Here is a 24,218-nt window from a genome sequence, read left to right as displayed (position 1 = left end):
CTGCGCCCACCCGCTTCCTGATCTCCGGCATCGGCCGTCGTGCTGCGGACGGCCTACGCCGCGGTCGGTGCCTCGGCCAATCCCCATTCCGGCGGCAGCGTGCGGAACGCCAGATGCGTGCCGGCATTCAGCGGCGCCGTCTTGAAGCCGAACCGGTGCCAGGCCAGCGCCAGCGCATGCTGGGTGTAGATCGAGATGTGGCCGTTGCGCGGCGCGATGTACCACCAGGACATGCCCTGGCTTTCGAAGTCGTCCGGCTGGGTCAACGTCGAGTAGAATACCGCGCCCGGTTCGGCCACGCAGGCTGCCATGGCTCCGATCGTCGCCAGCGGATCGGGCACGTGCTCCAGCGTCTCGAAGCAGGTGACGAGATCGAACTTGCGATCGGGTTGGGTTGCGTGCTCGGCCACCATCGGATCATAGGTGACCGCTTCCGCGAAGCCTTGAGCGCGCAGGCCGGTGCAGAACAAGTCGTTGCCGCCGCCGAAGTCGAGCACCCGCATTCCGGCCTTGTGTGGCGCCCAGAAGCGGGCCACGGCCGCCGCATTGTCGGTTGGCCGCTTGATCCGATAGTCCGGATCCACGGCTTCGTAGCCGTCGTTGTAAATGTGGGTCTTGAACTGCTCGATGCTCCAGTCGTCGAAGGCGTCCGTGAACAGGAAGCCGCAATCCGCGCAGCGCCGGTAGTAGATTGGTACGCCGGCCAGCGGCGGGCGATGGGCATGGGCCGTCTGGCAGGGGCGGTTCATGTCGACCACGCCGTAGAGCGAGGCAGGACCGTCACAGATCTTGCAAGGCACGGGCGCGTTCGTGACCGGTCGGAGCCCGAGTTGGGTAGAGAGCATGGTGGATCCCGTCAGTGGGCAGTGGCGCCCGTCGCCGATGGGCCGCCTCGAGGAGGCGGGCCGCGAATCGGCAGGGACGAGCTTTCGCAATGATGAAGCGGTATCGGAGGATTTCCAGCATCTCTATGCGGCACCGCCACATGGGCAAGTCGCACTTGCAAGTAAGTTGCATTAAACGTCGGTTTCGTCCAGGATAGCGCCATGGACGCAAAATCGTCAGACCTTTCGCAGCTGCACGCCATGGTTCCGCCGAGCGACCGCCTGAACGGAGGCTGGCGCGGTGAGCGCGGCGATCCGTCTCTCGGCGACATGTTCGCGACGGTACGAACCGCGACAAAAGGGTCGCTCTGGCGCAAGCTGCTGGCCTTTCTCGGACCCGGTTACCTCGTCGCCGTCGGCTATATGGACCCCGGCAATTGGGCAACGTCGCTGGCCGGCGGTGCCAAGTTCGGCTACGTCCTGCTCTCGGTCGCGCTGCTGTCCAACCTGATGGCGATCGTGCTGCAATCGCTGTGCACGCGGCTCGGCGTCGCCACCGGCCGCGACCTCGCCCAGGCCTGTCGCGACTCTACCCCGCGCTGGGTCTCGGTGCCGCTTTGGCTGTCGGCGGAGATCGCGATCACGGCCACCGACCTCGCGGAAGTGATCGGTACTGCGATCGGTCTCAGCCTGCTGTTCGGGCTGCCGCTGTCGATCGGCGTCTGCGTCACCGCACTCGATGTCTTCCTGATCCTGGCGCTGCAGGCGTTCGGCTTCCGCTGGATCGAGGCGTTCGTGGTCGCGCTGCTCGGCATCATCGCGCTGTGCTTCGCGATCCAGATCGCGATGGCGCAGCCGGACTGGGCCGAGGTGGTGAAGGGCTTCGTTCCCAGCGGACAGCTGATCGCCAATCCGGAGATGCTCTATCTGGCGCTCGGCATTCTCGGCGCCACCGTGATGCCGCACAATTTGTATCTCCACTCGGGCCTGGTCCAGACTCGCGGCTACGGCGACAGCCCAAAGGACAAGCGCGAGGCGATCACGCTCTCCACGATCGATTCCACCATCGCGCTGTGCCTGGCGCTGACCATCAATGCCTCGATCCTGATCCTGGCGGCGGCGACGTTCCACCGCACCGGACAACGCGACGTCGCCGAGCTTGACCAGGCGTATTCCTTCCTGGCGCCGCTGCTCGGGTCGACGCTGGCGCCGACGCTGTTTGCGATCGCGCTGTTGTGCTGCGGCCTGAATTCGACGATCACCGCGACACTGTCCGGCCAGATCGTGATGGAGGGCTTTCTTCACTGGCGGATCGCACCCTGGCTGCGCCGGCTGATCACCCGCATGATCGCAATCGTGCCGGCCGTGGTGGTGACGATCTGGGCCGGCGAGAAGGCGACCGGGCAGCTCCTGATCCTCAGTCAGGTCGTGCTCAGCCTGCAACTGCCGTTCGCCATCGTGCCGCTGGTGCTGCTCACCGCGAGCCGGGCCAAGATGGGGCAGTTCGTGGCGCCGCGCTGGCTGACGGCGATTGCGACCTTGATCGCGGTGGTGATCATCGCGCTCAATGCCAAGCTGGTGTGGGATCTGGCCACGGGATAGGGATGGCGCGCAGGGAGCAGCGAACCAGGGGATGTCGAAAGACCTCTACTCCCCCTCGCTATTGCCTCCCTCTAGTCCTGCGGCTCGGGCGCGATGTCGCCTTCGGCATCCACGCGCAGCCAGCCGGCAGCCGCGAGCCGTTGTTGCGGCAGATAGCGGCTCTTGTAGTCCATCTTCTTCGAACCCTCGATCCAATAGCCGAGATAGACGTAGGGCAGGCCCTGGCGCCGCGCCCGGGCGATGTGGTCGAGGATCATGAAGGTGCCGAGCGAGCGCGTGGTCTCCGACGGGTCGAAGAACGAGTACACCATCGACAGGCCATCGCTGAGCACGTCGGTCAGCGCGACCGCGACCAACTCACCGCCCCTGCCGTTCGGCCCGTTGCTCAGATTGCGGCGGCGGTACTCGATGATTCTCGTCTCGACATGGCTGTCCTCGACCATCATGGCGTAATCGAGCACCGTCATGTCGGCCATGCCGCCATGGCGATGGCGCTGATCGAGATAGCCGCGGAAGATCGAATATTGCTCGGAGGTCGGCACGGCGCTGCGCTGCTCGCCGACCAGATCGGAGTTGCGCGCGAGCACCTTCCGGAAGTTGCGCGAGGGGCGGAATTCGTTGGCGATCACGCGGACGGACACGCAAGCGCGGCACTGGTCGCAGGCCGGCCGGTAGGCGATCGACTGGCTGCGACGGAAGCCGCCATGGGTGAGAAGGTCGTTGAGATCGGTCGCCTTGTCGCCGACCAGATGCGTGAACACCTTGCGTTCCTGCCGGCCCGGCAGATACGGGCAGGGCGAGGGCGCGGTCAGGTAGAATTGCGGGGTGTCACGCGAATGCTGGGTCAAGGAACGTCGTGAGCCTCCGAGGCGATCATCAACAGAATTGCGCTCCGGAGGCGGCCGGTCAATCGCTTTTGCTGTGCCACCGGACGTCTCATCAGGTACGAGCCGGTTCAGTCAGTTGCGAGCGCACAGACGTGTTGATCACGACGGTGCCGAGCACGAAATCGTGCAGCAGCCGGCGGCGGCTGTTGAACAGTCCGACCAGCAGCACGAGCGGCGACAACACCGAGACCGAGATCCAGAAGCAGACGGCATGCACGGCACCGAGCACAAAGTAGCCCGGCGCGCCGTACCAGGTCCGCACCTCCAGATCCATCACCCGCATGCCGATCGTCGCCGAGCTCGGCCCGCCGATCGTTGCGCCGTAGTAGACGATGGCCCAGATCACGGAAGCCGGCGACACCAGCCAGAACAACGCCCAGCCGAGACCCAGCGTGACCACGCCGAATACGGCAATGAAGATCACCGCTAGGATCACCGGGACCGAGAGCACCAGGAGATCGATCAGGAATGCGATCATCCGCCGCGTCAGCACGCCGCGAAACAATTCCGGCTGCTGATAGGGATCGTAGGCGTGCGGCCGAGCACCGGGACCGTCATTGCTATCGCCTGAGCCCATATACGCCATGAATAAGCCCTCCGGATTGGCACCCAGCACATGGGAACCCGACTTGCGCTTGCAAGGGCCGTTCTTGCAGGAGGCGCGGCAAATTTCCGGCCATTTCGCGACTTCTGAGCCCTTTCCGCGACCCGGCGGTTCGCGCACGCGAAAGGATCGGCGTGCTCAAAGACCGGCGGGTCCCGAAAGATCCCAGCGCCTCCTCAACGCTGCTGCCGCAGCCGTTCGGCGGCTTGCGGGGCGAAATAGGTGAGCACACCGTCGGCGCCGGCGCGCTTGAAGGCCAGCAGGCTCTCCATCATCGCCCGATCGCCGTCGATCCAGCCATTGTTGGCGGCCGCCGCGATCATCGCGTATTCGCCCGACACCTGATAGGCGAAGGTCGGCATGCTGAACGTGTCCTTCACGCGCCTGACGACGTCGAGATAGGGCATGCCCGGCTTGACCATCACCATGTCGGCGCCCTCGGCGATGTCGAGCTCGACCTCGCGCAGGGCCTCGTCGCTATTGGCGCTGTCCATCTGGTAGGTGCGCTTGTCGCCGGTGAGCGTCTTGGCCGAGCCGATCGCGTCGCGGAACGGGCCGTAGAAGGCGGATGCATATTTGGCTGCATAGGCCATGATCTGCACGTCGAGGAAACCGGCTTGATCCAAAGCCTGGCGGATCGCGCCGACCCGGCCGTCCATCATGTCCGACGGCGCAATGATGTCGCAGCCGGCCTCGGCCTGGACCAGGGCCTGGCGCACCAGCACGGCGACGGTCTCGTCGTTGAGGATGCGGCCGTCCCGGATCAGGCCGTCATGACCGTGACTGGTGAAAGGGTCCAGCGCGACGTCGCAGAGCACGCCGATCTCCGGGAACTCCTTCTTGATCGCGCGCACCGCCTGGCAGACCAGGTTGTCCGGGTTGCAGGCCTCGGAGCCGTGCTCGTCGCGCAGTGACGGCTCGGTATAGGGGAACAGTGCGATGCAGGGGATGTCGAGCCTAACCGCGCGTTCGGCATCGCGGACGATCTCGTCGACGCTCAGCCGCTCCACGCCCGGCATCGAGGCGATGGTGCTGCGGGTCCGGTCGCCCTGCACCACGAACAGGGGCCAGATCAGATCGTCGGTAGTGAGCACGTTCTCGCGCACCAGCCGGCGCGCCCATTCGGCCTTGCGGTTGCGGCGGGGGCGGATGGTCAGCTCGAGCGCCGGTGTCGGTGCAGTGGCCGGGTTGCGCGCGGTGTCGCGCAGGTCGATCGGGCGGCCGAATTTGATCGCCATGGGGTGCTGGCTCCTTGAGCTGGCCGGCGAGCCGGATTTGATTTGTTGTAATTCCAACAATCTGTAGCACTTCGGCCGTCGCCCGTCACTTGACCTGACGCAAGCGGCCCGGTTGATTTCCTACCCGGTTGCTTTCACGGTGCCGGCCGGCCAAGAATCGCCATGCTCCTGGTCTTGAGAGGCCCCAATGACGACCATCCTGTTCTGCTCGAGCTGCCATGGCTGAGATTCCCTCGGCGCGAGATCTGGCACGTGACAACGCCGCCATGTCGATTGCCGCCATGTCCTCGGATCGGCGCGAGAGCGACGACAATGTCTGGACGCGGCGGCTCGTGCTGTTTTTGCGGGTCATGGCCATGCTCTCGATCGCCAAGGGCCTGTACCACTGGGCCCAGGTGACCGGCTTCATCGGCGGCGAGGACGACGCGTTCGAAAACCAGGCGATGGCCTGGCAGGCTGCGACGGTCTATTTCGCGGTCATCGAGCTCGTCGCCGCCGTGGGCCTGTGGCTCGCCACGCCGTGGGGCGCCGTGGTGTGGCTCACCACGGTGGTGTCGATGGCGGTGATCGAGCTGATGTTCCCGGGCATCTACGGCGGCAATCTGCTGGTGGTCGCGGGCGAGGCAATCATGCTCGCCGCCTACCTCGTGCTGGCCTGGATGGCGGCCCGGGAGCGGCCACCATAGGTCGTGCGAAAAATTCGTTGCACGCTGTAAATCTTTTCAGCGCCATGCAAGTAATGTTTCGAACACCTTAAGAGCGCCTGCCACAGCTGTTACAGAGACCTTAGCGGCGCTACCCAAGCGTGTTTTGTAATGCGACAGGTGGGTGAAACAGAGCGCGAACATCGCGCCTCGACCGTCAACGGACTATTGCAAAAGCTTCTGTAATTACTGAATTAAAAGAGGATTCACTCTCCGCGATTCATTCTCTCTTTATGCTCTTATTTAAGGCGATCTTCAAAGCACGCCCCTTAAGTTCGTTCTATCAGACGGGACAAAAGTTTCGTCGAATAAGTCGACAAAAACGACGACAGGGGAAGTGTCATGATGAAAGCCGTTGCGACGGCCGTGGAGACTGCTGCGCCGGGCCAGGGCGGCACCGTCCAGTCGCTCTATCTGGAAGCTCTGACGCTGGTGGAGCGGCTGCATCGCCGCCTGCTCGACGTCATCAAGGACGAGTTCGACCGCCGTGGTCGTTCCGACATCAATTCGGTCCAGGCGCTGCTGCTCTATAACATCGGCGACAAGGAGCTGACCGCGGGCGAGCTGCGCACGCGCGGCTACTATCTCGGCTCCAACGTCTCCTACAACCTGAAGAAGCTGGTCGAGCTCGGCTTCCTCGATCATCAGCGCTCGCGCGTCGATCGCCGCTCGGTCCGCATCCGCCTGACCCCGCAGGGCCAGGAGATCCGCCGCATCGTCGACTCGCTGTATCAGAAGCACGTCAAGACCGTGGAGCAGGTCGGCGGCATATCGAGCGAGGAGTTCTCCACGCTCAACAAGTCGCTGCATCGTCTCGAGCGGTTCTGGACCGACCAGATCCTGTATCGCCTCTGACGCGCTCGCATCGTTTCGGGCGGAACCGGCCCCCGACATCGAGGGCCAAGACCGGACAGCCGTTGATCGTCTGGAAGTCGTTCTTGCGCCGGCCCCTTCGGCCGGCGCTTTTTCGTGTTCGTTTGGCAAAACCCCCGGTCCGAATTGGAACCAATCAAGGCTCCTGGGCTTATGTCCCTGGACCGGAGGTCGGACCATGCTGCACGATGCCGGAATGCAAGTCATGAACGTGGCGATGGTCGGCGATGCTTATGCCATCGCCTCCAACTATCTGCGTCTCTCTGGCGAGATGCCGGAGGAGTTCACGCCGAACGAAAGACTTGTCGACATCATCGTTCAACTGATTCACCGCGGAGAATTCAACAAGCTCAAGCTCGCCAACAAGGCGATTTCGATGTTCAAGTCTGCCTGACGGCTGACGTTCAAGAGGGGATGATATGGAAGCCGCCATCGATCGCATCATGCACACCTACGACCTGCTGGCGAACCGCACCGCTGCGGCGAGCGACGAGGCGCGCCGCAAGGTGAGCGCCTACATCCAGACGCTGTTCGAAGCCGGCGAGCGCGACCCGCATCGTCTCACGGTGTGCGGCCTGACCTATCTTCGCCAGCTCGACGGCCGCGTCGATCCGGTGAAGGCGGGCTACACCGGCCTCTGATGTGTTCGGCGCGAATTTGCTCGCGCGACGCTTGCCTCATGATACCCGACAACCTGGATGAGACCTTCCGGTTTCATGCGGGTTGTTTGTTCTTGGGGGATCGATGCATTTGGTGTCCCGAGTCATTGTCATCGCGGGATTCTTGGTCGTCGCGGATTCTTGGCCGTCGCGTGCGGTGAGCTGAGCCTGCCCACGAGGAGTATGGTTGAGACGGTTTGGCCCCAGAAGGGACCGAACAGACGCGAAGCACGGGCCAGAATAGGCGCCTGGCTTGAGCATGGCTTGCCCCCGACCTCGTCCACCATATCTGGCGCAAATATCCGGTTTGACCCGCAACCGCTTGGTCTGTCCCTTGGCCTGCCGCCGCCCATATGGTAAGGGCAGGGGTCTTTTCCGACCGCCTTCACTGAACCGACCGCAGGCCACCTAAGGCCTTGCGGACGTGGAGATATTCCGCCGATGACCGCTTCCAGCGCCAAGCCCGCCTCGTCCATCGATTCCTTCTTCTCCGCCACCCTGGCCGAGGCCGATCCCGAGATCGCCGCCGCCATCAAGGGTGAGCTCGGTCGGCAACGGCACGAAATCGAGCTGATCGCCTCTGAGAACATCGTCAGCCGCGCGGTCCTGGAGGCCCAGGGCTCGGTGATGACCAACAAGTACGCGGAAGGGTATCCGGGCGCGCGCTATTATGGCGGCTGCGAGTGGGTCGACGTCGCCGAGAACCTCGCGATCGACCGCGCCAAGAAGCTGTTCGGCGCCAATTTCGCCAACGTCCAGCCGAACTCCGGCAGCCAGATGAACCAGGCCGTATTCCTGGCGCTGCTGCAGCCCGGCGACACCTTCATGGGCCTCGACCTCGCCGCCGGCGGCCATCTCACCCACGGCTCGCCGGTCAACATGTCCGGCAAGTGGTTCAAGGCCGCGCATTACACCGTGCGCCGCGACGACCACCTGATCGACATGGATGCGGTGGCGAAGCAGGCTGAGGAAGTGAAGCCGAAGCTGATCATCGCCGGTGGCAGCGCCTATTCGCGCCCGTGGGACTTCAAGCGCTTCCGCGAGATCGCCGACCACGTCGGCGCCTATCTGCTGGTCGACATGGCCCACTTTGCCGGCCTCGTCGCCGGCGGCGTCCATGCCTCGCCGGTGCCGTATGCCCACGTCACGACGACGACGACCCACAAGTCGCTGCGCGGCCCGCGCGGCGGCCTGATCCTGTGGAACGACGAGCAGTTCACCAAGAAGTTCAACTCGGCGATCTTCCCGGGCCTGCAGGGCGGCCCGCTGATGCACGTGATCGCCGCCAAGGCGGTGGCGTTCGCCGAGGCGCTGCGGCCGGAGTTCAAGACTTACGCGAAGAACATCGTCGAGAACGCGAAGGCCCTGGCGGAATCGCTGCGCGCCCACGGCTTCGACATCGTCTCCGGCGGCACCGACAACCATTTGATGCTGGTCGACCTCCGGCCCAAGGGGCTGAAGGGCAACATCTCGGAGAAGGCGCTGGTCCGCGCCGGCATCACCTGCAACAAGAACGGCATCCCGTTCGACCCCGAGAAGCCGTTCGTCACCTCGGGCCTGCGGCTCGGCACGCCGGCGGCAACGACCCGCGGCTTTGGTGTCGCCGAATTCCAGCAGGTCGGCAGCCTGATCGCCGAGGTGTTGAACGCGATCGCGCAGGCGCCGGACGGCAGCGCGCCGCTGGTCGAAGCCGCGGTCAAGCAGAAGGTGAAGGCGCTGACCGACCGGTTTCCGATCTACCAGTAAGGCTTGAAGCCACAATGCGCTGCCCGAGCTGCAACAGCCTCGATACGCAGGTGAAGGACTCCCGCCCCACCGAGGATTCCTCGGTGATCCGGCGGCGGCGGGTCTGCGTCACCTGCAATTTCCGCTTCACGACCTTCGAGCGGGTGCAGCTGCGCGAACTGACCGTCATCAAGCGCAACGGCCGTCGCGTGCCGTTCGACCGCGACAAGCTGATGCGCTCGGTGCAGATCTCGCTGCGCAAGCGCTCGGTCGATCCGGAGCGGGTCGAGAAGATGGTGTCGGCGATCGTGCGCGAGCTCGAGAGCGGCGGCGAGTCGGAGGTGTCCTCGGAGGCGATCGGCGAGATCGTGATGGAGCATCTGCGCGATCTCGACGACGTCGCCTATGTCCGCTTCGCCTCGGTCTACCGCAATTTCCGCGAGGCCAAGGATTTCGAGGCCGTGCTCGGCGAGCTCTCGGCCGAGGACGAAGCACCGCGCCTCGCGCCGGTCCGCAAATGATCTTCCGGGTTCTGGTCGATCAGGTCGGCGAGAAGCTGAAGGCGCAGAAGGACGCCGACCGCCGCTTCATGCAGCTCGCGCTGTCGCTCGGCCGTCGTGGGTTGGGGCGGACTTGGCCCAATCCCGCCGTCGGCGCCGTCGTGGTCAAGGACGGCGTGATCGTCGGCCGCGGCTGGACCCAGCCCGGTGGACGCCCTCATGGCGAGCCCGAGGCCTTGAAGCGCGCCGGCGAGGCCGCCAAGGGCGCCACCCTCTACGTGACGCTCGAGCCGTGCTCGCATTTCGGCAAGTCGCCGCCTTGCGTGGACGCGGTCATCGCCGCCGGAATCAACCGCGTCGTCTCGGCGATCGAGGACCCCAATCCCGAGGTCGCAGGGCAGGGGCATGCGAAGCTGCGCGCCGCGGGCATTCAGGTCGAGGTCGGCCTCTGCTCGGCGGACGCCAAGCGTGATCATGCCGGCCATTTCCGCCGCATCCGCGACGGACGGCCGCACGTGATCCTGAAGCTCGCGGTCTCCGCCGATGACAAGATCGCAGCCGCCGGCAACAAGCCGGTGGCCATTACCGGCGAGGCAGCGCGGACCCGCGTGCATCTGCTGCGGGCCCAGAGCGACGCCCTCCTGATCGGGGTGCGCACCGCGATCGCCGACGATCCGCTGCTGACCTGCCGGCTGCCGGGCATGGAGGCGCGCTCGCCGGTCCGGATCGTGCTCGATCCGATGCTCCGCCTTCCGGCTGCGAGCCGATTGATGCAGTCCGCGCGCACGACGCCGCTCTGGCTCGTCGCGTCCGAGGTGGCCGAGCCGGCTACCGCGACCCGGCTGGGCGCCGCCGGTGCGCAGGTGATCCGTGTCCCGCCGCAGGCCGACCCGTCGGCGCTGGAGCCGCCGGCCGTGCTCAAGGCGCTGGCGGAACGCGGCGTCACGCGTCTGATGATCGAAGGCGGCAGCCGCGTCGCATCATCTTTCATGGCAAGCGGCCTGGTCGATGAGATCTGGCTCCTGCGCGGCCCCGGCGAGATCGGAGCTGACGGGATTGCTGCGCTGGACGCATTGCCGCTGACCGCAATCACGCAGTCGCCGGCCTATCGCGTTCGTGCTAGCGAAACGCTCGATCAGGACAACCTTACGATTTACGAGCGCGCCTAATGTTCACAGGCATCGTCACCGACATCGGCGAGATCGTCAGCCTGACGCCGCGGACCGAAGGAAAGCTGCATCGGCTGCGCATTGCCTGCCACTATGATCAGGCCGGCATCGCCGATGGCGCGTCGATCGCCAACAATGGCGTCTGCCTCACTGTTGTGCAGTCAGGCGTGGCCGACGGAAAGACCTGGTTCGAGGTCGATGCCGCCGCGGAGACCCTGGCGCTGACCACCGCCAAGCACTGGCGCGTCGGCACCAAGCTCAATCTGGAGCGGGCGCTGAAGATCGGCGACGAGCTCGGCGGCCACATCGTCGCAGGCCATGTCGACGGCATTGCGACCATCGTCAGCCGGGACGACCTGCCGGACATGGCGCGGTTCGTTTTCAAGACAACGCGGGATCTGGCGCGCTTCATCGCCACCAAGGGCTCAGTCACCCTCGACGGCGTCTCGCTCACGGTCAACACCGTCGACGAACTGGCCTTCTCGGTGCTGATCATTCCACATACGCTGTCGGTCACCACGCTGTCGTCCTGGCAGGCCGGCAGCGAGGTCAATCTCGAGGTCGACCTGATGGCGCGCTATGCCGCGCGCCTCACGGAAATGAAGTAGCCTCGAAGGAGGCTTTCCGTCTTGGCTTTGCGGGCGCTCGCGCCTACAAGGCCAGCCCTCATGGCGAGGAGGCGCCGATGTGTCGTCTCGCAGCATGAGGCCGATTTCATCTCGCCCTTCGCGACGCGGCCGGATGGCCGCTCCCTTGGGGCGAGGCACCTGAAGACAATGGAAACAGAACCATGGCAGACGCACGGCGCGCGCCGCTCAAAGACCAGACCGACATCACCGGCGCACGGGCGCTGATCGTCGAGGCCCGCTTCTACGACGACCTTCAGGACGCCCTGCTGGAGGGCGCCACCGCCGAGCTGAAGGCGGCGGGCGTGGGCTATGATGTTCTCACCGTCACCGGCTCGTTGGAGATTCCGGCGACTATTGCTATTGCGCTCGATGCTGCCGCCAAGAACGGCAAGCCTTATGATGCGGCGATCGCGCTCGGCTGCGTCATCCGTGGCGACACAATCCATTTCGAGATCGTGTCGCAGGAATCCTCGCGAGCCCTGATGGATCTGTCGGTGGCGCGCGGCCTGCCGCTCGGCAACGGCATCCTCACCGTCAACAATGAGGACCAGGCGTGGGCGCGCGCCCGCGTCTCCGAGATGAACAAGGGCGGCGATGCCGCCCGCGCCGCGCTCGCCGTGCTGCGCATCAAACGCCGTCTGGCGCGAGGCTGACATGGCCGAGAGCAGCAAGCCATTCAAGGGCCCGGTCCGTGCCGGCGACCGCAAGGCCAACCGCCGTGGCGCCGCCCGTCTGGCCGCCGTGCAGGCGCTCTACCAGATGGACATCGCAGGCGCCGGCATCAACGACGTCCTGGCCGAGTTCGAGAGCCACTGGCTCGGCAACGAGGTCGAGGGCGAGCAGTATCTGCCGGCCGAGGCTGCGTTCTTCCGCGACATCGTCTCCGGCGTGGTGCGCGACCAGACCAAGATCGATCCGGTGCTCGATACGGCGCTGGAGCGCGGCTGGCCGCTGCAGCGGATCGAGGCGATCCTGCGCGCGGTGCTGCGCGCCGGCGCCTATGAGCTGGAGCGGCGCAAGGACATTCCAGCGCGGGTCGTCGTGTCCGAATATGTCGACATCGCCCATGCCTTCGTCGAGCGGGACGAGACCGGCATGGTCAACGCCGTGCTGGAGCAACTCGCCCGGCAATACCGCGCCGACGAGATGGGGCCGAAGTAGCGATGGGCGGCGCCGGAGCACGATCGCTGCGAACCGGCGCGATGCCAGTCTCTTTCCTCGACTGTCATCACCCGCGACGGCGGGTGATCCCGTATTCCAGAGACGTTCAAGGGATAGGGAAAGGCCGCGGCGTACTGGATCGCCCGGCTCGACCGGGCGATGACAGCAGAGTGTGGGGGACGATCGCGTGACCCACGACGCCTCCGGCGAAGATTCCCTGATCGCCCGCTACTTCAAGCCGCTGGCGACCGACCCCGGCGCGTTCGGCCTCGTCGACGATGCCGCGATCATTCCGGCCAATGGTGACGACATCGTCGTCAAGACCGACGCTATCGTCGAAGGCGTCCATTATCTCGCCAACGATCCCCCGGACACCATCGCGCGCAAGGCGCTGCGGGTGAACCTGTCCGATCTCGCCGCCAAGGGTGCGGTGCCCGCCGGCTTCGTCCTGACGCTGGCGCTGCGCGAGAAGGACGACGCGTGGCTGTCGGAGTTCGCGCGTGGCCTCGGCGAGGACGCGGCGGCGTTCGGCTGTCCGCTGCTCGGCGGCGACACCGTGTCGACGCCCGGTCCCGTGATGATCTCGATCGCGACTTGGGGGAGGGTGCCCAGGGGCCGGATGGTGCATCGCTTCGGCGCGCGCCCCGGCGACCGGGTGATGGTGACCGGGACCATCGGCGACGCTTTGCTCGGCCTGCGCATCCTGACGGGCACAGCCGAGGCCGCGGCGCTGGCCGACGATGCCGCCGCGCGGGATATGCTGATCGGCCGTTATCGCACGCCGCAGCCGCGCAATGCACTGGCCGCGGCCGTGAGAGACTGCGCGACCGCCTCGATGGATGTCTCTGATGGCCTCGCAGGCGACCTGACCAAGCTCTGCGCGGCTTCCTCCGTGAGCGCCGACATCGCGCTGTCCGACATTCCACGATCGCCGGCAGCGGCGAAGCTGCTTGCTGTCGGAGCCGCGCAGCTGGAAAGCATGATCTCCGGCGGCGACGATTACGAGATCCTCTGCACTGTTCCCGCAGCGCAATGCGCAGCGTTCCGTGCTGCAGCCGAGACGGCGGGCGTTGCCGTCACCGACATCGGCGCCATCGTCGAAGGGGCGCGAGCCCCGCGCTTCCTGGACGGGCAGGGCCGTCCCGTCACACTGACGCGCTTGTCCTTCAGCCACTTCTGACACCTATTTGCACCGCACAATGCGACCAAAGAAGCGTCTGAATTTGGAGCGGTTCAGGCGTCGCGGCGTTGCGTCATCATGGCGATTTTGGCAAGCTTCATATGTTCGAGGCGGCTCCGCCCGGAGCGGCCTGACAGGGGGCGTGCGTCGCACCATCGCGGCGTGACGTAGTTAGAACAAGCAAAGAGCCGAGGAAACTAAATGTCAGCTTTATGGGTGATCGTGCTCTGCGGAGCGCTGTCGATCGTCTATGCGATCTGGGCCACACAATCGGTGCTCAGCGCGGACGCCGGCAATGCGCGCATGCAGGAAATCGCGGCGGCGGTGCGTGAGGGCGCGCAGGCCTATCTTCGCCGCCAATATACGACGATCGGAATCGTCGGCGTCGTGATCTTCGTGCTCCTTGCGTATTTCCTCGGCATGCTCGTCGCGATCGGCTTTGCGATCGGCGCGATCCTCTCCGGCGCGGCCGGCTTCATCGGCATGAACGTGTCGGTGCGCGCCAACGTCCGCACGGCACAGGCGGCCATCACCTCGCTCGCCGGCGGCCTCGAGCTCGCCTTCAAGGCCGGCGCCATCACCGGTCTGCTCGTGGCCGGTCTCGCGCTGCTCGGCGTCACCATCTACTTCGGCATCCTCACCGGCTTCATGAAGCTCGCGCCCGACAGCCGCACCGTGATCGATGCGCTGGTCGCGCTCGGCTTCGGTGCCTCGCTGATCTCGATCTTCGCCCGTCTCGGCGGCGGCATCTTCACCAAGGGCGCCGACGTCGGCGGTGACCTCGTCGGCAAGGTCGAGGCCGGCATCCCGGAGGACGATCCGCGCAACCCCGCGACCATCGCCGACAACGTCGGCGACAATGTCGGTGACTGCGCCGGCATGGCCGCCGACCTGTTCGAGACCTACGCGGTGACCGCGGTCGCCACCATGGTGCTGGCGGCCATCTTCTTCGCCAAGTCGTCGCTGCTGGCGAACATGATGACCCTGCCGCTCGCCATCGGCGGCATCTGCATCATCACCTCGATCGCCGGCACTTTCTTCGTCAAGCTCGGCGCCAGCCAGTCGATCATGGGCGCGCTGTACAAGGGCCTGATCGCGACCGGCGTGCTCTCGCTCGGCGGCGTCGCGCTGGCGATCGGGTGGCTGATCGGCTTCGGCAAGCTCGAGGGCGTCGACTACACGGGCACGGCGCTGTTCGTCTGCGGTGTCGTCGGCCTCGTCGTCACCGGCCTGATCATCTGGATCACCGAATACTACACCGGCACCGACTTCCGCCCGGTGAAGTCGATCGCGGCCGCCTCGGTCACCGGTCACGGCACCAATGTGATCCAGGGCCTCGCCATCTCGATGGAGTCGACTGCGCTGCCCGCGATCGTCATCATCGCCGGCATCCTGGTCACCTACAGCCTCGCCGGCCTGTTCGGCATCGCGATCGCCACCACGACGATGCTGGCGCTGGCCGGCATGATCGTCGCCCTCGACGCCTTCGGCCCGGTGACGGACAACGCCGGCGGCATTGCCGAAATGGCCGGCCTGCCCAAGGAGGTCCGCAAGTCGACCGACGCGCTCGACGCGGTCGGCAACACCACCAAGGCGGTCACCAAGGGCTACGCGATCGGCTCCGCCGGTCTCGGCGCCCTGGTGCTGTTCGCGGCCTATAACCAGGACCTGCAGTTCTTCATCGCGGATTCGGCGCACCATCCCTATTTCGCGGGGATCAAGCCGGACTTCTCGCTGAACAACCCGTATGTCGTGGTCGGTCTGCTGTTCGGCGGCCTGCTGCCGTATCTGTTCGGCGCGATGGGCATGACCGCAGTCGGCCGTGCCGCCGGCGCGATCGTCGAGGAGGTGCGCCGCCAGTTCCGCGAGAAGCCCGGCATCATGCAGGGCACCGACAAGCCGGATTACGGCAAGGCCGTCGACCTGCTGACCAAGGCGGCGATCAAGGAGATGATCATTCCCTCGCTGCTGCCGGTGCTGTCGCCGATCGTCGTCTACTTCCTGATCTACGCGATCGCGGGCGGTGGCGCGGCCGGCAAGTCGGCGGCGTTCTCGGCGGTCGGCGCCATGCTGCTCGGCGTCATCGTCACCGGCCTGTTCGTCGCGATCTCGATGACCTCCGGCGGCGGCGCCTGGGACAACGCCAAGAAGTACATCGAGGACGGCCATTTCGGCGGCAAGGGCTCCGATGCTCATAAGGCTGCGGTCACCGGTGACACCGTCGGCGATCCCTACAAGGACACCGCGGGCCCCGCGGTGAACCCGATGATCAAGATCACCAACATCGTGGCCCTGCTGCTGCTGGCGATCCTCGCGCATTGAGGCGCGCCGACGCGTCTTGACGAGCGAAGACCCCGCGGCGCGAGCCGCGGGGTCTTTTCATGAGGCTGTGTTGTTTGGTTGTTTGCTACTCGGCCGCGCGCTGCCGCGTCCGATAGCTCTGCAACGTGCTCTGCGCCATGCGCGGCTGCAGCTGCGAGAAGCTCGCCAGATGCTGGTCGAGCTGTGGGCGTGCGCTGCCGCTGGCGCTCGCCTGCATGAACAGCAGCGTCGTCGTCGTGACCCAGGACAAGTCGAGCGCCTTGGCGAGCACCAGGAGCTGGTCCGGCTGGTTGCGCACGAAGGCGCGCTCGACCACGTCGAGCGGCAGCTTGCACATCAATGACAGCGCCAGCGTGACCTTGTCGAAGCTGGCTTCCTTGGCGAAGCCGTGCAGTTGCGCCTCGTGGAGCTGGCCGGTCGCGTGCAGCAGCTCGACATAGTCCCTGGCGGTGACGAAGTCGGCCGAGCGTGTCCGCGCGGCGGCATGCAGATGATCCGAAGCCTGCGCCACGGCGAGCTCGACGATCTCGGTCCGCGCCGCGTCGGCGCTGGCGAGCTGGCTGCGCACCGCGTCGGAGGCTTCGACGAACAGCCGAACCAGCACCTCGCGTGGGCTGTCGGGTCGACTCCAGAGTTTCAAGGCGAGGCCGGGATCGTCGGACGCCTTCGTCACCAGGCCGGAGAAGCCGTGATCGGAGAAGCGCGCGCCGCCATTGTTGGCGGTGTTCGAAACGACGGCCTGATTGCCGCGATCGACCAGAACGTCGGTGACGGATTCGGTGAGGAGCTTGCGGTCGGAGATCGCAAGCAGATGCTCCTGGCCCCCGGTCTGCGCGGTCGCGACCAGGGTCTCGTCGTCGAGCCGGTCGCTCTGTCGCAGCACGGGACCGGCCACCGCGATGGTCTCGTCGCTGGCGAGCAGCCGGAGCAGCCGCGGCGGTGCATCAGGCAGGACCGCGAGCCGGCTGCCCAGCTGCGCCCGCGCCGCAATGGCGACATTGTCGAGCAGCTTGGACAGCACGTGGTCGAACAGATCGACGTGTTCTTCGTTGAACTTGCCGGAGCCCACCACGAACAGGTCGGTGACGCGCTCCAGGATCTCGGCGCGCCGGGAGACGTAGCGGCTGGCGAGAATGTCTTCGAGCTGATGGAGGACGCTGTTGGGCAAGGCACGGCTCACGCGATGGACGACGCCGACGCCTGCCCCTCGGACGATGATCGGACCGCATCCACGCGAGGTTGTCGGCCCGGCATCCGCCGACGGTATCTCGCAACCAGATCAAAGACACGCGGCTGCCACGTATCGCATCATCCCGCTTAAGGTGCCGTTACACCACGACCCCCCATTCCAATGCTCCGCCGAGACGCGGCGCCGCCGGGCCCAGGGCTATTTCACGTCCATCTGCAGGCCTTCCTTCTGGATGATCGACGCGAATTTGGCTGTCTCGGCTTGGACGAAGTCGCCGAACTGCTGCGGCGTGCCGTAATCGGCCCGCGCGCCCATCGCGGCGATATTCTTGCGGATGTCCTCGCGCTCCAGCATCGCCTTGACCTGCAGGTTGAGCGCGCTGACGATCTCGGGCGGGCAGGCCTTGGGCAGGAATACGCCGAACCAGGACGAGACGTCGAACTTGGCCAGCTCCGGCGCGCTTTCGCGCATCGTCGGCAGGTCAGGCGCATTGGCGCTGCGTTCCGGCGTGGTGACGCACAGGCCAGTCAGCTTGCCCTCCTGCACCTGCGGCAGCGATGGAAACAGATTATCGAACAGAATCTGAATGTCGCCGGCGAGGGCGGCCTGCAGCGCCGGGCCGGCGCCGCGGAACGGAATGTGCGTCATCTTCAGCCCGGTGAGCTGCAGGAACCAGGCGCCGGTCAGATGCGGGCTCTGGCCGACGCCGGACGAGGCGTAGTTCAGCTTGTCGGGATTGGCCTTCAGAAAAGCGATCAGCTCCGGGATCGACTTGAGGCCGGTCGAGGGATGCGCCGAGACGATGTTGGGGATGCGGATCATGTTGGAGACCGCCTGCAACTGATCCGGCTTGTAGGCGAGGTTGCGGAAGATCGAATAGGCGATCGCGTTGGGACCGGGGTTGCCGATCAGGACCGTATGGCCGTCGCCCTTGGTGTTGCGCGCGACCTCGGCGGCGCCGATCGTGCCGCCGCCGCCGGAGCGATTCTCGACCACCGCCGATTGTCCCCACGCCGTCTGAAGATGCGCGGCCAGCAAGCGTCCCATCACATCGGTGCTGCCGCCGGGCGCGGCGGGCACGATCAGCTTGACCGCCTCGGTCGGACGCCAGTCGGCGAGACTCGCGCGCGGCAGGATGGCGGCTGTGGACAGCGCGGCGGCTCCGGACAGCAGATTGCGGCGCGACAGCGCGATACGAAGAGCCAATGATTCCTCCCTGCCTGTGTTTTGCGGCAGGGTAGGGAAGATTGCGGCGCCAGAGCAAGCAGGCGAATGGCGCACGAGCTGCGCCAATCAGCGCAGTTCACCGGCTTTGTGCCGTCACCCGGAAACATATTCCGGACCGCGGCGATCGGGCCCGGATCAGTTGAAGCTGAGCAGCTTGAACAGCGGCGTCAGGTAGCTGAGCTCCTGGCCGGAGGTCGGCGTCGTGCGGCTGACGAAGTCGAAGATCTTGCCGTCCTTCATGCCGTAATTGGCGAGGCGGCGGACCTGGCGGTTCTTGTCGAAATAGATCGCAATGACGCGCTGATCGACCACCTTCTGGTTCATGAAGGCAACCGGGCGCTCGGCCCGCTGGGAGATGTAGTAGAACACCTCGCCGTCGAGCGTCGCCACCGTCGAGGGCGTGCCCATCACGATCAGCACCTGGTCCTGGCTGGCGCCGATCGGGATCTGCTCCAGCGCGCCCGGCGGCATGATGTAGCCCTTCTGGAACTGCTCGCCGGTGCAGGCGCCGAGCGCCAGGCAGGTCAGCGCGATCGCACCAAGGGTGCGCAGACGGGAGCTCAGGCCACGGGAGAGCAGGCGGGCAGTCGTTCGCATTGTCTGGGTCATCTTCTTCAGATCGGATCCCGTCCCCTTGCGTCGGGCAGGGCGTTGACGTACCGGGCAAACTTGCGGATTGCAACATGCCCCTGAACAGGGTCAGGGAAACTCGACCGCGGAACCGTCATGCTCTGGCCATTCAACCATCTCAGGAAATCCCGACCGTCCCCGCGCGGGACCATCGAGCCGATCTATGGCACGATCGTGGCACAAACCCGAGACCCGTTGTTTTATAGACACTTGAATGTCCCTGACACGGTCGATGGGCGGTTCGATCTGCTGATTCTGCACCTCTGGCTGGTGCTGCGGCGGCTGCGCGGGGTGGGATCGGACCTGTCGCAGGCGCTGTTCGACCGGTTCTGCGACGACATGGACGACAATCTGCGCGAGATGGGGGTGGGGGATCTCACCGTGCCCAAGCGGATGCAGAAGTTCGGCGAGGCGTTCTATGGCCGCACCGCCGCCTATGACCTTGCCTGGTCCGAGAGCGAGGCCCGGCTGGCGGACGCATTGCAGAAGAATATCTTGAACGGGGAGCATCCGGACAGCGCGGCCGGACTTGCCGCCTATGCGGCGCGGGTGGCCGCGCACCTCGCCGCTCTCGACGACAACAGGCTGCTCGGCGCCGGCTGGAGCTTCCCGCGGCCGGTTCAGCAGGACTAGCGACATGACCAGAGACAGAGACACCTCGCGCGAAACGGCGCGAGACCCTTCCAAGGACCCCTGGCGGGCACCGCCGGTGATCGTGGCGCAGATTCCGGATGCCGGCCTGCATCGCGAGATCGAGGCCGACGAGGCCACGCGCAACGCGCTCGCCGCGATTGCCGATCTGCGCGAGGTCATCTCGGCCCATGCCTCGTTCGACGTCGTCCAGAAGCGGGACGGCAAGGTGCATGTCGAGGGCCGTGTGCAGGCCCGGATCGGTCAGACCTGCGTCGTCACGCTGGATCCGATCGAGATCGAGATCGACGAGCCGATCGACCAGATGTTCGCCCCGCCGGAGCAGATTCCGGAGCTTGCCGATCTGGTCGAGGACGATCCCAACAGCGAGGTGGAGACGGCCGATCCGCCGGAGCCGATCATCGGCGGGCAGATCGATCTCGGCCGGCTCGCCGCCGACGCGCTGCTCCTGGGGATCGATCCCTATCCGCGCAAGCCGGGCGCCGTGTTCGAGCAGCCGGTGGCTGCGGCCGCCGAGCCGGAGGACCATCCCTTCGCGGCGCTGAAGGCGCTGAAATCGGCAGATGCCGCCGGGCCGGGCGCGGTCAAAGCGAAGAAAACGGGTGAGGATTGACGCGCCGTTGGGCAGGCCGGAAACGATCGATCCTGTCACAAAGCCTCTCGAAATCCTCTCAAGCTGCTGATTTCGATGGCAAAGGCGGGTCCCTGCCGGCCGCGGCCCGGCGCGGCGGTTGCAAAATGCATCGCTCCCGGGAGGTTGTTTCGACACGGAGAGACGCTATTGTCGCGCCCGGGTCGGGGTGCGACGAAAAGGCCCGGACGGCCTCTGGCCCGTCCACCGGCCGCGCAATGCCTCTGAACGACCGCCAAACACGGCCAACCAAGTCAAGGCCAAGACGAGACAAAGCTCGAGATCAGGTTTCCGGGACGTCATGCCTCAAAAGGTTCGAATCGCGCTGGACGCCATGGGCGGGGATTTCGGCGCGGCCGTCGTCATCCCCGGTGCCGCGATCGCGCTGAGCCGCCATCCGGATGCGGAGTTTCTGCTGTTCGGCGACAGTGCCAAGATCGTTCCCGAGCTCGACCGGCATCCGCGGCTGAAGGCGGTCTCGCGCGTCATTCACACCGATGTCGCCGTCAGCATGGAGGACAAGCCGAGCCAGGCGCTCCGGCGCGGCCGCAAGACCTCGTCGATGTGGCTCGCGCTCGAGGCGGTCAAGAAGGGGGAGGCCGACGTCGCCGTATCCGCCGGCAACACCGGCGCGCTGGTGGCGATGGCGCGCTTCTGCCTGCGCACGCTGGACGGGATCGACCGGCCGGCTCTGGCCGCGATCTGGCCGACTGCGCGCGGCGAATCGGTGGTGCTCGACCTCGGGGCAACGATCGGCGGCGATGCCCACCACCTGGTCGCGCTGGCCGTGATGGGCGGCGCGCTGGCGAGCGTGCTGTTCAACAAGCCGAGGCCGACCGTCGGCCTTCTCAACATCGGTGTCGAGGAGATCAAGGGCCACGAGGAGATCCGCGAGGCGGCCGAGCAGCTGCGCGCGATGAACCTGCCGCAGCTCGACTATATCGGCTTCGTCGAGGGCGACGGCATCGGGAAGGGTGCCGCCGACGTGGTCGTGACCGAAGGCTTCAGTGGCAACATCGCCTTGAAGACGGCCGAGGGCACCGTCCGCCAGGTCACGGATTTCCTGCGCGGCGCGATCCAGGCGAGCTGGCTTGCCCGGATCGGCTATCTGTTGGCCCGCGGCGCCTTCGCCGCTTTGCGGGCCCGGCTCGACCCGCGCAAATCCAACGGCAGCGTGGTGCTCGGCCTCAAGGGCATGGTGGTCAAGAGCCACGGCGGAACCGATGCCGAGGGCTTTGCCTCGGCGGTCAGGGTTGGCTATGAGATGGCCCGCTACGATCTCCTGACCAAGATCAATCAAACACTCAATCCCGACGGCGGCGCGCCAGCGTCCGAACCCGTCGCCCAGGAGGCTGTCTCGTGACAATTCGTTCGGTCGTGCTCGGCTGTGGCTCGTACCTCCCGCAGCGGGTCGTGACCAATGCCGAGCTGGCAAGCCGCATCGAGACCTCGGACGAGTGGATCGTGCAGCGCACCGGCATCCGTGAGCGCCACGTCGCAGCCGACGGCGAGTTCACCTCGCATCTGGCGATCAACGCGGCTCGTGCCGCGTTGGCCGCGGCCGACGTCGATCCGCAGTCGATCGATCTGATCGTCTTGGGCACCTCGACCCCGGACAACACCTTTCCGGCGACTGCAGTGGCCGTGCAGAACGGCCTCGGCATCCATCATGGCGCGGCGTTCGACCTGCAGGCGGTGTGCTCGGGCTTCGTCTATGCGCTCGCGACCGCGGACAATTTCCTGCGCAGCCGCTCGTTCAAGCGCGCGCTGGTGATCGGCGCCGAGACCTTCTCGCGCATCCTCGACTGGAACGACCGCACCACCTGCGTGCTGTTCGGCGACGGCGCCGGAGCGCTGATCCTGGACGCTCAGGAGCAGGGCGGCACGGCAGCCGATCGCGGCGTATTGACCACGCATCTGCGCTCCGACGGCCGTCACAAGGCCAAGCTCTATGTCGACGGCGGTCCGTCCTCGACCCAGACCGTCGGGCATCTGAGGATGGAAGGCCGCGAGGTGTTCAAGCACGCCGTCGGCATGATCACCGACGTGATCGTCGACGCCTTCGATGCCACCGGCCTGTCGGCCGAGACCATCGACTGGTTCGTGCCGCACCAGGCCAACAAGCGAATCATCGACGCTTCGGCGCACAAGCTGCACATCGCGCCGGAGAAGGTGGTATTGACGGTCGATCGGCATGGAAATACCTCCGCTGCCTCGATCCCGCTGGCGCTCGACGTGGCCGTCAAGGACGGCCGCATCAAGAAGGGCGACGTGGTCTTGCTGGAGGCGATGGGCGGCGGCTTTACCTGGGGCTCGGCTTTGGTGCGCTGGTGAGCCTGCCGCGCGGCGGGATTACGCCTGAGATTGGCACTAAGGCCTGTACTTCTATTCACGCTACTGTTGACCACCGCCGCTTAACCTCTTAATTTCCGGAGCGAATTATTCGCCGTGAGTTTGGGGCAGGCGATGGCGGGAACCGGAAAAACAGTCACACGCGTCGATCTCTGCGAGGCAGTCTACCAGAAGGTGGGGCTGTCGCGGACGGAGTCGTCTGCGTTCGTCGAGCTGGTCTTGAAGGAGATCACCGACTGCCTCGAGCGCGGCGAGACGGTCAAGCTATCGTCCTTCGGGTCGTTCATGGTGCGCAAGAAGGGGCAGCGCATCGGACGAAATCCCAAGACCGGCACGGAAGTGCCGATCTCACCGCGGCGGGTCATGGTGTTCAAGCCGTCCGCGATCCTGAAGCAGCGCATCAACGGCCAGCAGGGCAGCGGCAAGATGAACGGCGAGGCCAGCGCCGAGTTCGGCGCCGAGCCGGATTAGGGCCGAGGCCGTCGCCCCGCCGCATGTCGGCAGGGCCCGTGTCGAACGCGTATCGTTCGTCCCGCGTATAGTTCGTCCAATCTTTTCAGCGTAGTCTCCCACTTTCTTGTCAGCACGGTCGAAGGGGAACGGGCATTTGGACAAGGCGCCGGATGCGTTTCGGACGATCAGCGAGGTCGCGCAGGAGCTCGACATTCCGCAGCACGTGCTGCGGTTTTGGGAGACCCGGTTCGCCCAGATCAAGCCGATGAAGCGGAGCGGCGGCCGGCGCTATTACCGGCCCGACGACGTCGACCTGCTCAAGGGCATCCGGCGTCTGCTCTATGGCGAAGGCTACACCATCAAGGGTGTGCAGCGCATCCTGAAGGAGCACGGCGTCAAATCGGTCCAGGGATTGGCCGACAGCTCCGCCGCGGTCTCGTTCGGCGCGATGGAGGAGACGCTCGGCCAGGCGATGATGGAAGAGGAGCCGATCGGCGAGGCCGAGGTCGAATCGGAGGACGAGGAGGAGGAGGCTTCCGACGAGGAGGGCATCGACTTCCGCTTCGTCGACACCGAGGACGACATCCTCGACACCTTCCGCGTCGGCCCACCGACCCGCGCCGGCATGAAGCCGGAGGAGCGGGAGAAGCTCCAGGGCGTGCTCAAGGAGCTGGTCGACTGCCGCGCGCTGCTCGACCGGGCGATGAGGGAAGTCTGAGGGCGGGGTTGCCGTCAGAACGCGCCGGCATGACGGCGGGTGTCCGCCGCATTGAGCCGCGCCGAGCGCCGCGAGTCGGCTGTGCAGCCTCCACCGTTCTGGAAGGGGGCGGAGGGCGACGATCTCCGCTCCATCCGATCACGCCATGAAACCCTTCCGCCGTGCCTTGCATCCCGCCCCGATCACGGCTAGAGGAACGGCCATCGGAGCGTGGCGCAGCCCGGTTAGCGCACTAGTCTGGGGGACTAGGGGTCGTGGGTTCGAATCCCGCCGCTCCGACCATTTTCTCA

26 protein-coding genes and 1 tRNA gene are annotated in these 24,218 nt (G+C 65.8%); 20 read left to right on the top strand and 7 right to left on the bottom strand.

What is annotated here, in order from left to right; translation table 11 throughout:
- Positions 1 to 53 precede the first annotated feature (53 nt).
- The gene (locus QW861_RS11495) at positions 54 to 845 is read right to left on the bottom strand and encodes a class I SAM-dependent methyltransferase (protein WP_316172059.1); all 792 of its coding nucleotides are present in this window, start codon (positions 843 to 845) and stop codon (positions 54 to 56) included.
- Between the two features lie 201 nt (positions 846 to 1,046).
- Here QW861_RS11495 and QW861_RS11490 point away from each other — a divergent pair, with 201 nt between their 5' ends.
- Positions 1,047 to 2,426, top strand: a complete 1,380-nt coding sequence (locus QW861_RS11490; RefSeq protein WP_316165166.1) for an Nramp family divalent metal transporter — start codon at positions 1,047 to 1,049, stop codon at positions 2,424 to 2,426.
- Between the two features lie 71 nt (positions 2,427 to 2,497).
- Here the strand turns inward: QW861_RS11490 and QW861_RS11485 are convergent, their stop codons facing one another.
- From QW861_RS11485 to hemB, 3 genes are all read right to left on the bottom strand, one after another.
- On the bottom strand, positions 2,498 to 3,274 hold the full coding sequence (locus QW861_RS11485; protein ID WP_316165167.1) for an arginyltransferase: 777 nt from the start codon (positions 3,272 to 3,274) through the stop codon (positions 2,498 to 2,500).
- Between the two features lie 91 nt (positions 3,275 to 3,365).
- Entirely contained in the window at positions 3,366 to 3,899 is a 534-nt protein-coding gene (locus tag QW861_RS11480; RefSeq protein ID WP_315711433.1) for an RDD family protein, read from the bottom strand.
- A gap of 194 nt (positions 3,900 to 4,093) precedes the next feature.
- Positions 4,094 to 5,155 (bottom strand): porphobilinogen synthase, encoded by a 1,062-nt coding sequence (hemB, locus tag QW861_RS11475; RefSeq protein WP_316193077.1) that lies wholly within the window; start codon positions 5,153 to 5,155, stop codon positions 4,094 to 4,096.
- Between the two features lie 218 nt (positions 5,156 to 5,373).
- On the opposite strand from hemB, the gene QW861_RS11470 reads away from it, so the two are divergent.
- The 12 genes from QW861_RS11470 to QW861_RS11415 all read left to right on the top strand — a co-directional run bounded on the left by QW861_RS11470 (position 5,374) and on the right by QW861_RS11415 (position 16,077).
- Complete coding sequence (locus tag QW861_RS11470; protein ID WP_315711435.1) at positions 5,374 to 5,841, top strand: DUF6163 family protein; 468 nt, start codon at positions 5,374 to 5,376, stop codon at positions 5,839 to 5,841.
- 360 nt (positions 5,842 to 6,201) lie between these two features.
- Positions 6,202 to 6,714, top strand: a complete 513-nt coding sequence (gene ldtR, locus QW861_RS11465; RefSeq protein ID WP_008962376.1) for a transcriptional regulator LdtR — start codon at positions 6,202 to 6,204, stop codon at positions 6,712 to 6,714.
- A 196-nt stretch (positions 6,715 to 6,910) separates the two neighbouring features.
- On the top strand, positions 6,911 to 7,126 hold the full coding sequence (locus QW861_RS11460) for a hypothetical protein (protein ID WP_315711436.1): 216 nt from the start codon (positions 6,911 to 6,913) through the stop codon (positions 7,124 to 7,126).
- A 25-nt stretch (positions 7,127 to 7,151) separates the two neighbouring features.
- On the top strand, positions 7,152 to 7,373 hold the full coding sequence (locus QW861_RS11455; protein WP_315711437.1) for a hypothetical protein: 222 nt from the start codon (positions 7,152 to 7,154) through the stop codon (positions 7,371 to 7,373).
- 459 nt (positions 7,374 to 7,832) lie between these two features.
- Complete coding sequence (glyA, locus tag QW861_RS11450; RefSeq protein ID WP_316193076.1) at positions 7,833 to 9,137, top strand: serine hydroxymethyltransferase; 1,305 nt, start codon at positions 7,833 to 7,835, stop codon at positions 9,135 to 9,137.
- A 14-nt stretch (positions 9,138 to 9,151) separates the two neighbouring features.
- Entirely contained in the window at positions 9,152 to 9,637 is a 486-nt protein-coding gene (gene nrdR / locus QW861_RS11445; protein ID WP_006612773.1) for a transcriptional regulator NrdR, read from the top strand.
- The gene (ribD, locus tag QW861_RS11440) at positions 9,634 to 10,785 is read left to right on the top strand and encodes a bifunctional diaminohydroxyphosphoribosylaminopyrimidine deaminase/5-amino-6-(5-phosphoribosylamino)uracil reductase RibD (protein WP_316193075.1); all 1,152 of its coding nucleotides are present in this window, start codon (positions 9,634 to 9,636) and stop codon (positions 10,783 to 10,785) included. The genes nrdR and ribD overlap by 4 nt, the downstream gene beginning before the upstream one ends.
- Positions 10,785 to 11,393 carry a riboflavin synthase gene (locus tag QW861_RS11435; protein WP_316193074.1) on the top strand — a complete coding sequence of 203 codons (609 nt, stop codon included), beginning with the start codon at positions 10,785 to 10,787 and terminating at the stop codon, positions 11,391 to 11,393. Before ribD ends, QW861_RS11435 begins: the two co-directional genes overlap by 1 nt.
- 182 nt (positions 11,394 to 11,575) lie before the next feature.
- The gene (gene ribH / locus QW861_RS11430) at positions 11,576 to 12,067 is read left to right on the top strand and encodes a 6,7-dimethyl-8-ribityllumazine synthase (RefSeq protein WP_316193073.1); all 492 of its coding nucleotides are present in this window, start codon (positions 11,576 to 11,578) and stop codon (positions 12,065 to 12,067) included.
- A 1-nt stretch (position 12,068) separates the two neighbouring features.
- Complete coding sequence (gene nusB, locus QW861_RS11425; protein ID WP_315711446.1) at positions 12,069 to 12,575, top strand: transcription antitermination factor NusB; 507 nt, start codon at positions 12,069 to 12,071, stop codon at positions 12,573 to 12,575.
- Between the two features lie 187 nt (positions 12,576 to 12,762).
- Positions 12,763 to 13,755 (top strand): thiamine-phosphate kinase, encoded by a 993-nt coding sequence (thiL, locus tag QW861_RS11420; protein ID WP_316191343.1) that lies wholly within the window; start codon positions 12,763 to 12,765, stop codon positions 13,753 to 13,755.
- Positions 13,756 to 13,956: 201 nt separating this feature from the next.
- A complete protein-coding gene (locus QW861_RS11415; RefSeq protein WP_316175204.1) occupies positions 13,957 to 16,077 on the top strand; it encodes a sodium-translocating pyrophosphatase in 2,121 nt (706 codons plus the stop codon).
- Positions 16,078 to 16,162: 85 nt separating this feature from the next.
- On the opposite strand, the gene QW861_RS11410 is transcribed toward QW861_RS11415, so the two are convergent.
- From QW861_RS11410 to QW861_RS11400, 3 genes are all read right to left on the bottom strand, one after another.
- A complete protein-coding gene (locus tag QW861_RS11410) occupies positions 16,163 to 17,245 on the bottom strand; it encodes a DUF2336 domain-containing protein (RefSeq protein WP_316193072.1) in 1,083 nt (360 codons plus the stop codon).
- Positions 17,246 to 17,464: 219 nt separating this feature from the next.
- A complete protein-coding gene (locus QW861_RS11405; protein WP_316193071.1) occupies positions 17,465 to 18,472 on the bottom strand; it encodes a tripartite tricarboxylate transporter substrate binding protein in 1,008 nt (335 codons plus the stop codon).
- A 156-nt stretch (positions 18,473 to 18,628) separates the two neighbouring features.
- Positions 18,629 to 19,090 (bottom strand): outer membrane protein assembly factor BamE, encoded by a 462-nt coding sequence (locus tag QW861_RS11400; RefSeq protein WP_315711452.1) that lies wholly within the window; start codon positions 19,088 to 19,090, stop codon positions 18,629 to 18,631.
- A gap of 129 nt (positions 19,091 to 19,219) precedes the next feature.
- Here QW861_RS11400 and QW861_RS11395 point away from each other — a divergent pair, with 129 nt between their 5' ends.
- From QW861_RS11395 to QW861_RS11365, 7 genes are all read left to right on the top strand, one after another.
- Positions 19,220 to 19,756 (top strand): ubiquinol-cytochrome C chaperone family protein, encoded by a 537-nt coding sequence (locus tag QW861_RS11395; protein ID WP_315711454.1) that lies wholly within the window; start codon positions 19,220 to 19,222, stop codon positions 19,754 to 19,756.
- Positions 19,757 to 19,760: 4 nt separating this feature from the next.
- Positions 19,761 to 20,387: a DUF177 domain-containing protein gene (locus QW861_RS11390; RefSeq protein ID WP_315827201.1), complete on the top strand. Its 627-nt coding sequence runs from the start codon at positions 19,761 to 19,763 to the stop codon at positions 20,385 to 20,387.
- Between the two features lie 319 nt (positions 20,388 to 20,706).
- Positions 20,707 to 21,768 (top strand): phosphate acyltransferase PlsX, encoded by a 1,062-nt coding sequence (gene plsX, locus QW861_RS11385; protein ID WP_315752912.1) that lies wholly within the window; start codon positions 20,707 to 20,709, stop codon positions 21,766 to 21,768.
- Complete coding sequence (locus tag QW861_RS11380; protein ID WP_315711459.1) at positions 21,765 to 22,739, top strand: beta-ketoacyl-ACP synthase III; 975 nt, start codon at positions 21,765 to 21,767, stop codon at positions 22,737 to 22,739. The genes plsX and QW861_RS11380 overlap by 4 nt, the downstream gene beginning before the upstream one ends.
- 132 nt (positions 22,740 to 22,871) lie before the next feature.
- Positions 22,872 to 23,228, top strand: coding sequence for an integration host factor subunit alpha (locus QW861_RS11375; RefSeq protein ID WP_315711462.1), 357 nt, complete (start codon positions 22,872 to 22,874; stop codon positions 23,226 to 23,228).
- A 136-nt stretch (positions 23,229 to 23,364) separates the two neighbouring features.
- Positions 23,365 to 23,928 (top strand): MerR family transcriptional regulator, encoded by a 564-nt coding sequence (locus QW861_RS11370; protein ID WP_315752911.1) that lies wholly within the window; start codon positions 23,365 to 23,367, stop codon positions 23,926 to 23,928.
- 204 nt (positions 23,929 to 24,132) lie between these two features.
- Positions 24,133 to 24,210: transfer RNA gene (locus QW861_RS11365), tRNA-Pro, on the top strand.
- The last annotated feature ends 8 nt before the right edge of the window (positions 24,211 to 24,218 follow it).

Origin of the sequence: Bradyrhizobium sp. SZCCHNRI1029 (assembly GCF_032487555.1) — a bacterium.
In the GTDB taxonomy this organism is placed as follows: Bacteria; Pseudomonadota; Alphaproteobacteria; order Rhizobiales; family Xanthobacteraceae; genus Bradyrhizobium.
Note: the sequence above shows the minus strand (reverse complement) of the source record. Positions and strands in the feature narration are given on the sequence as shown.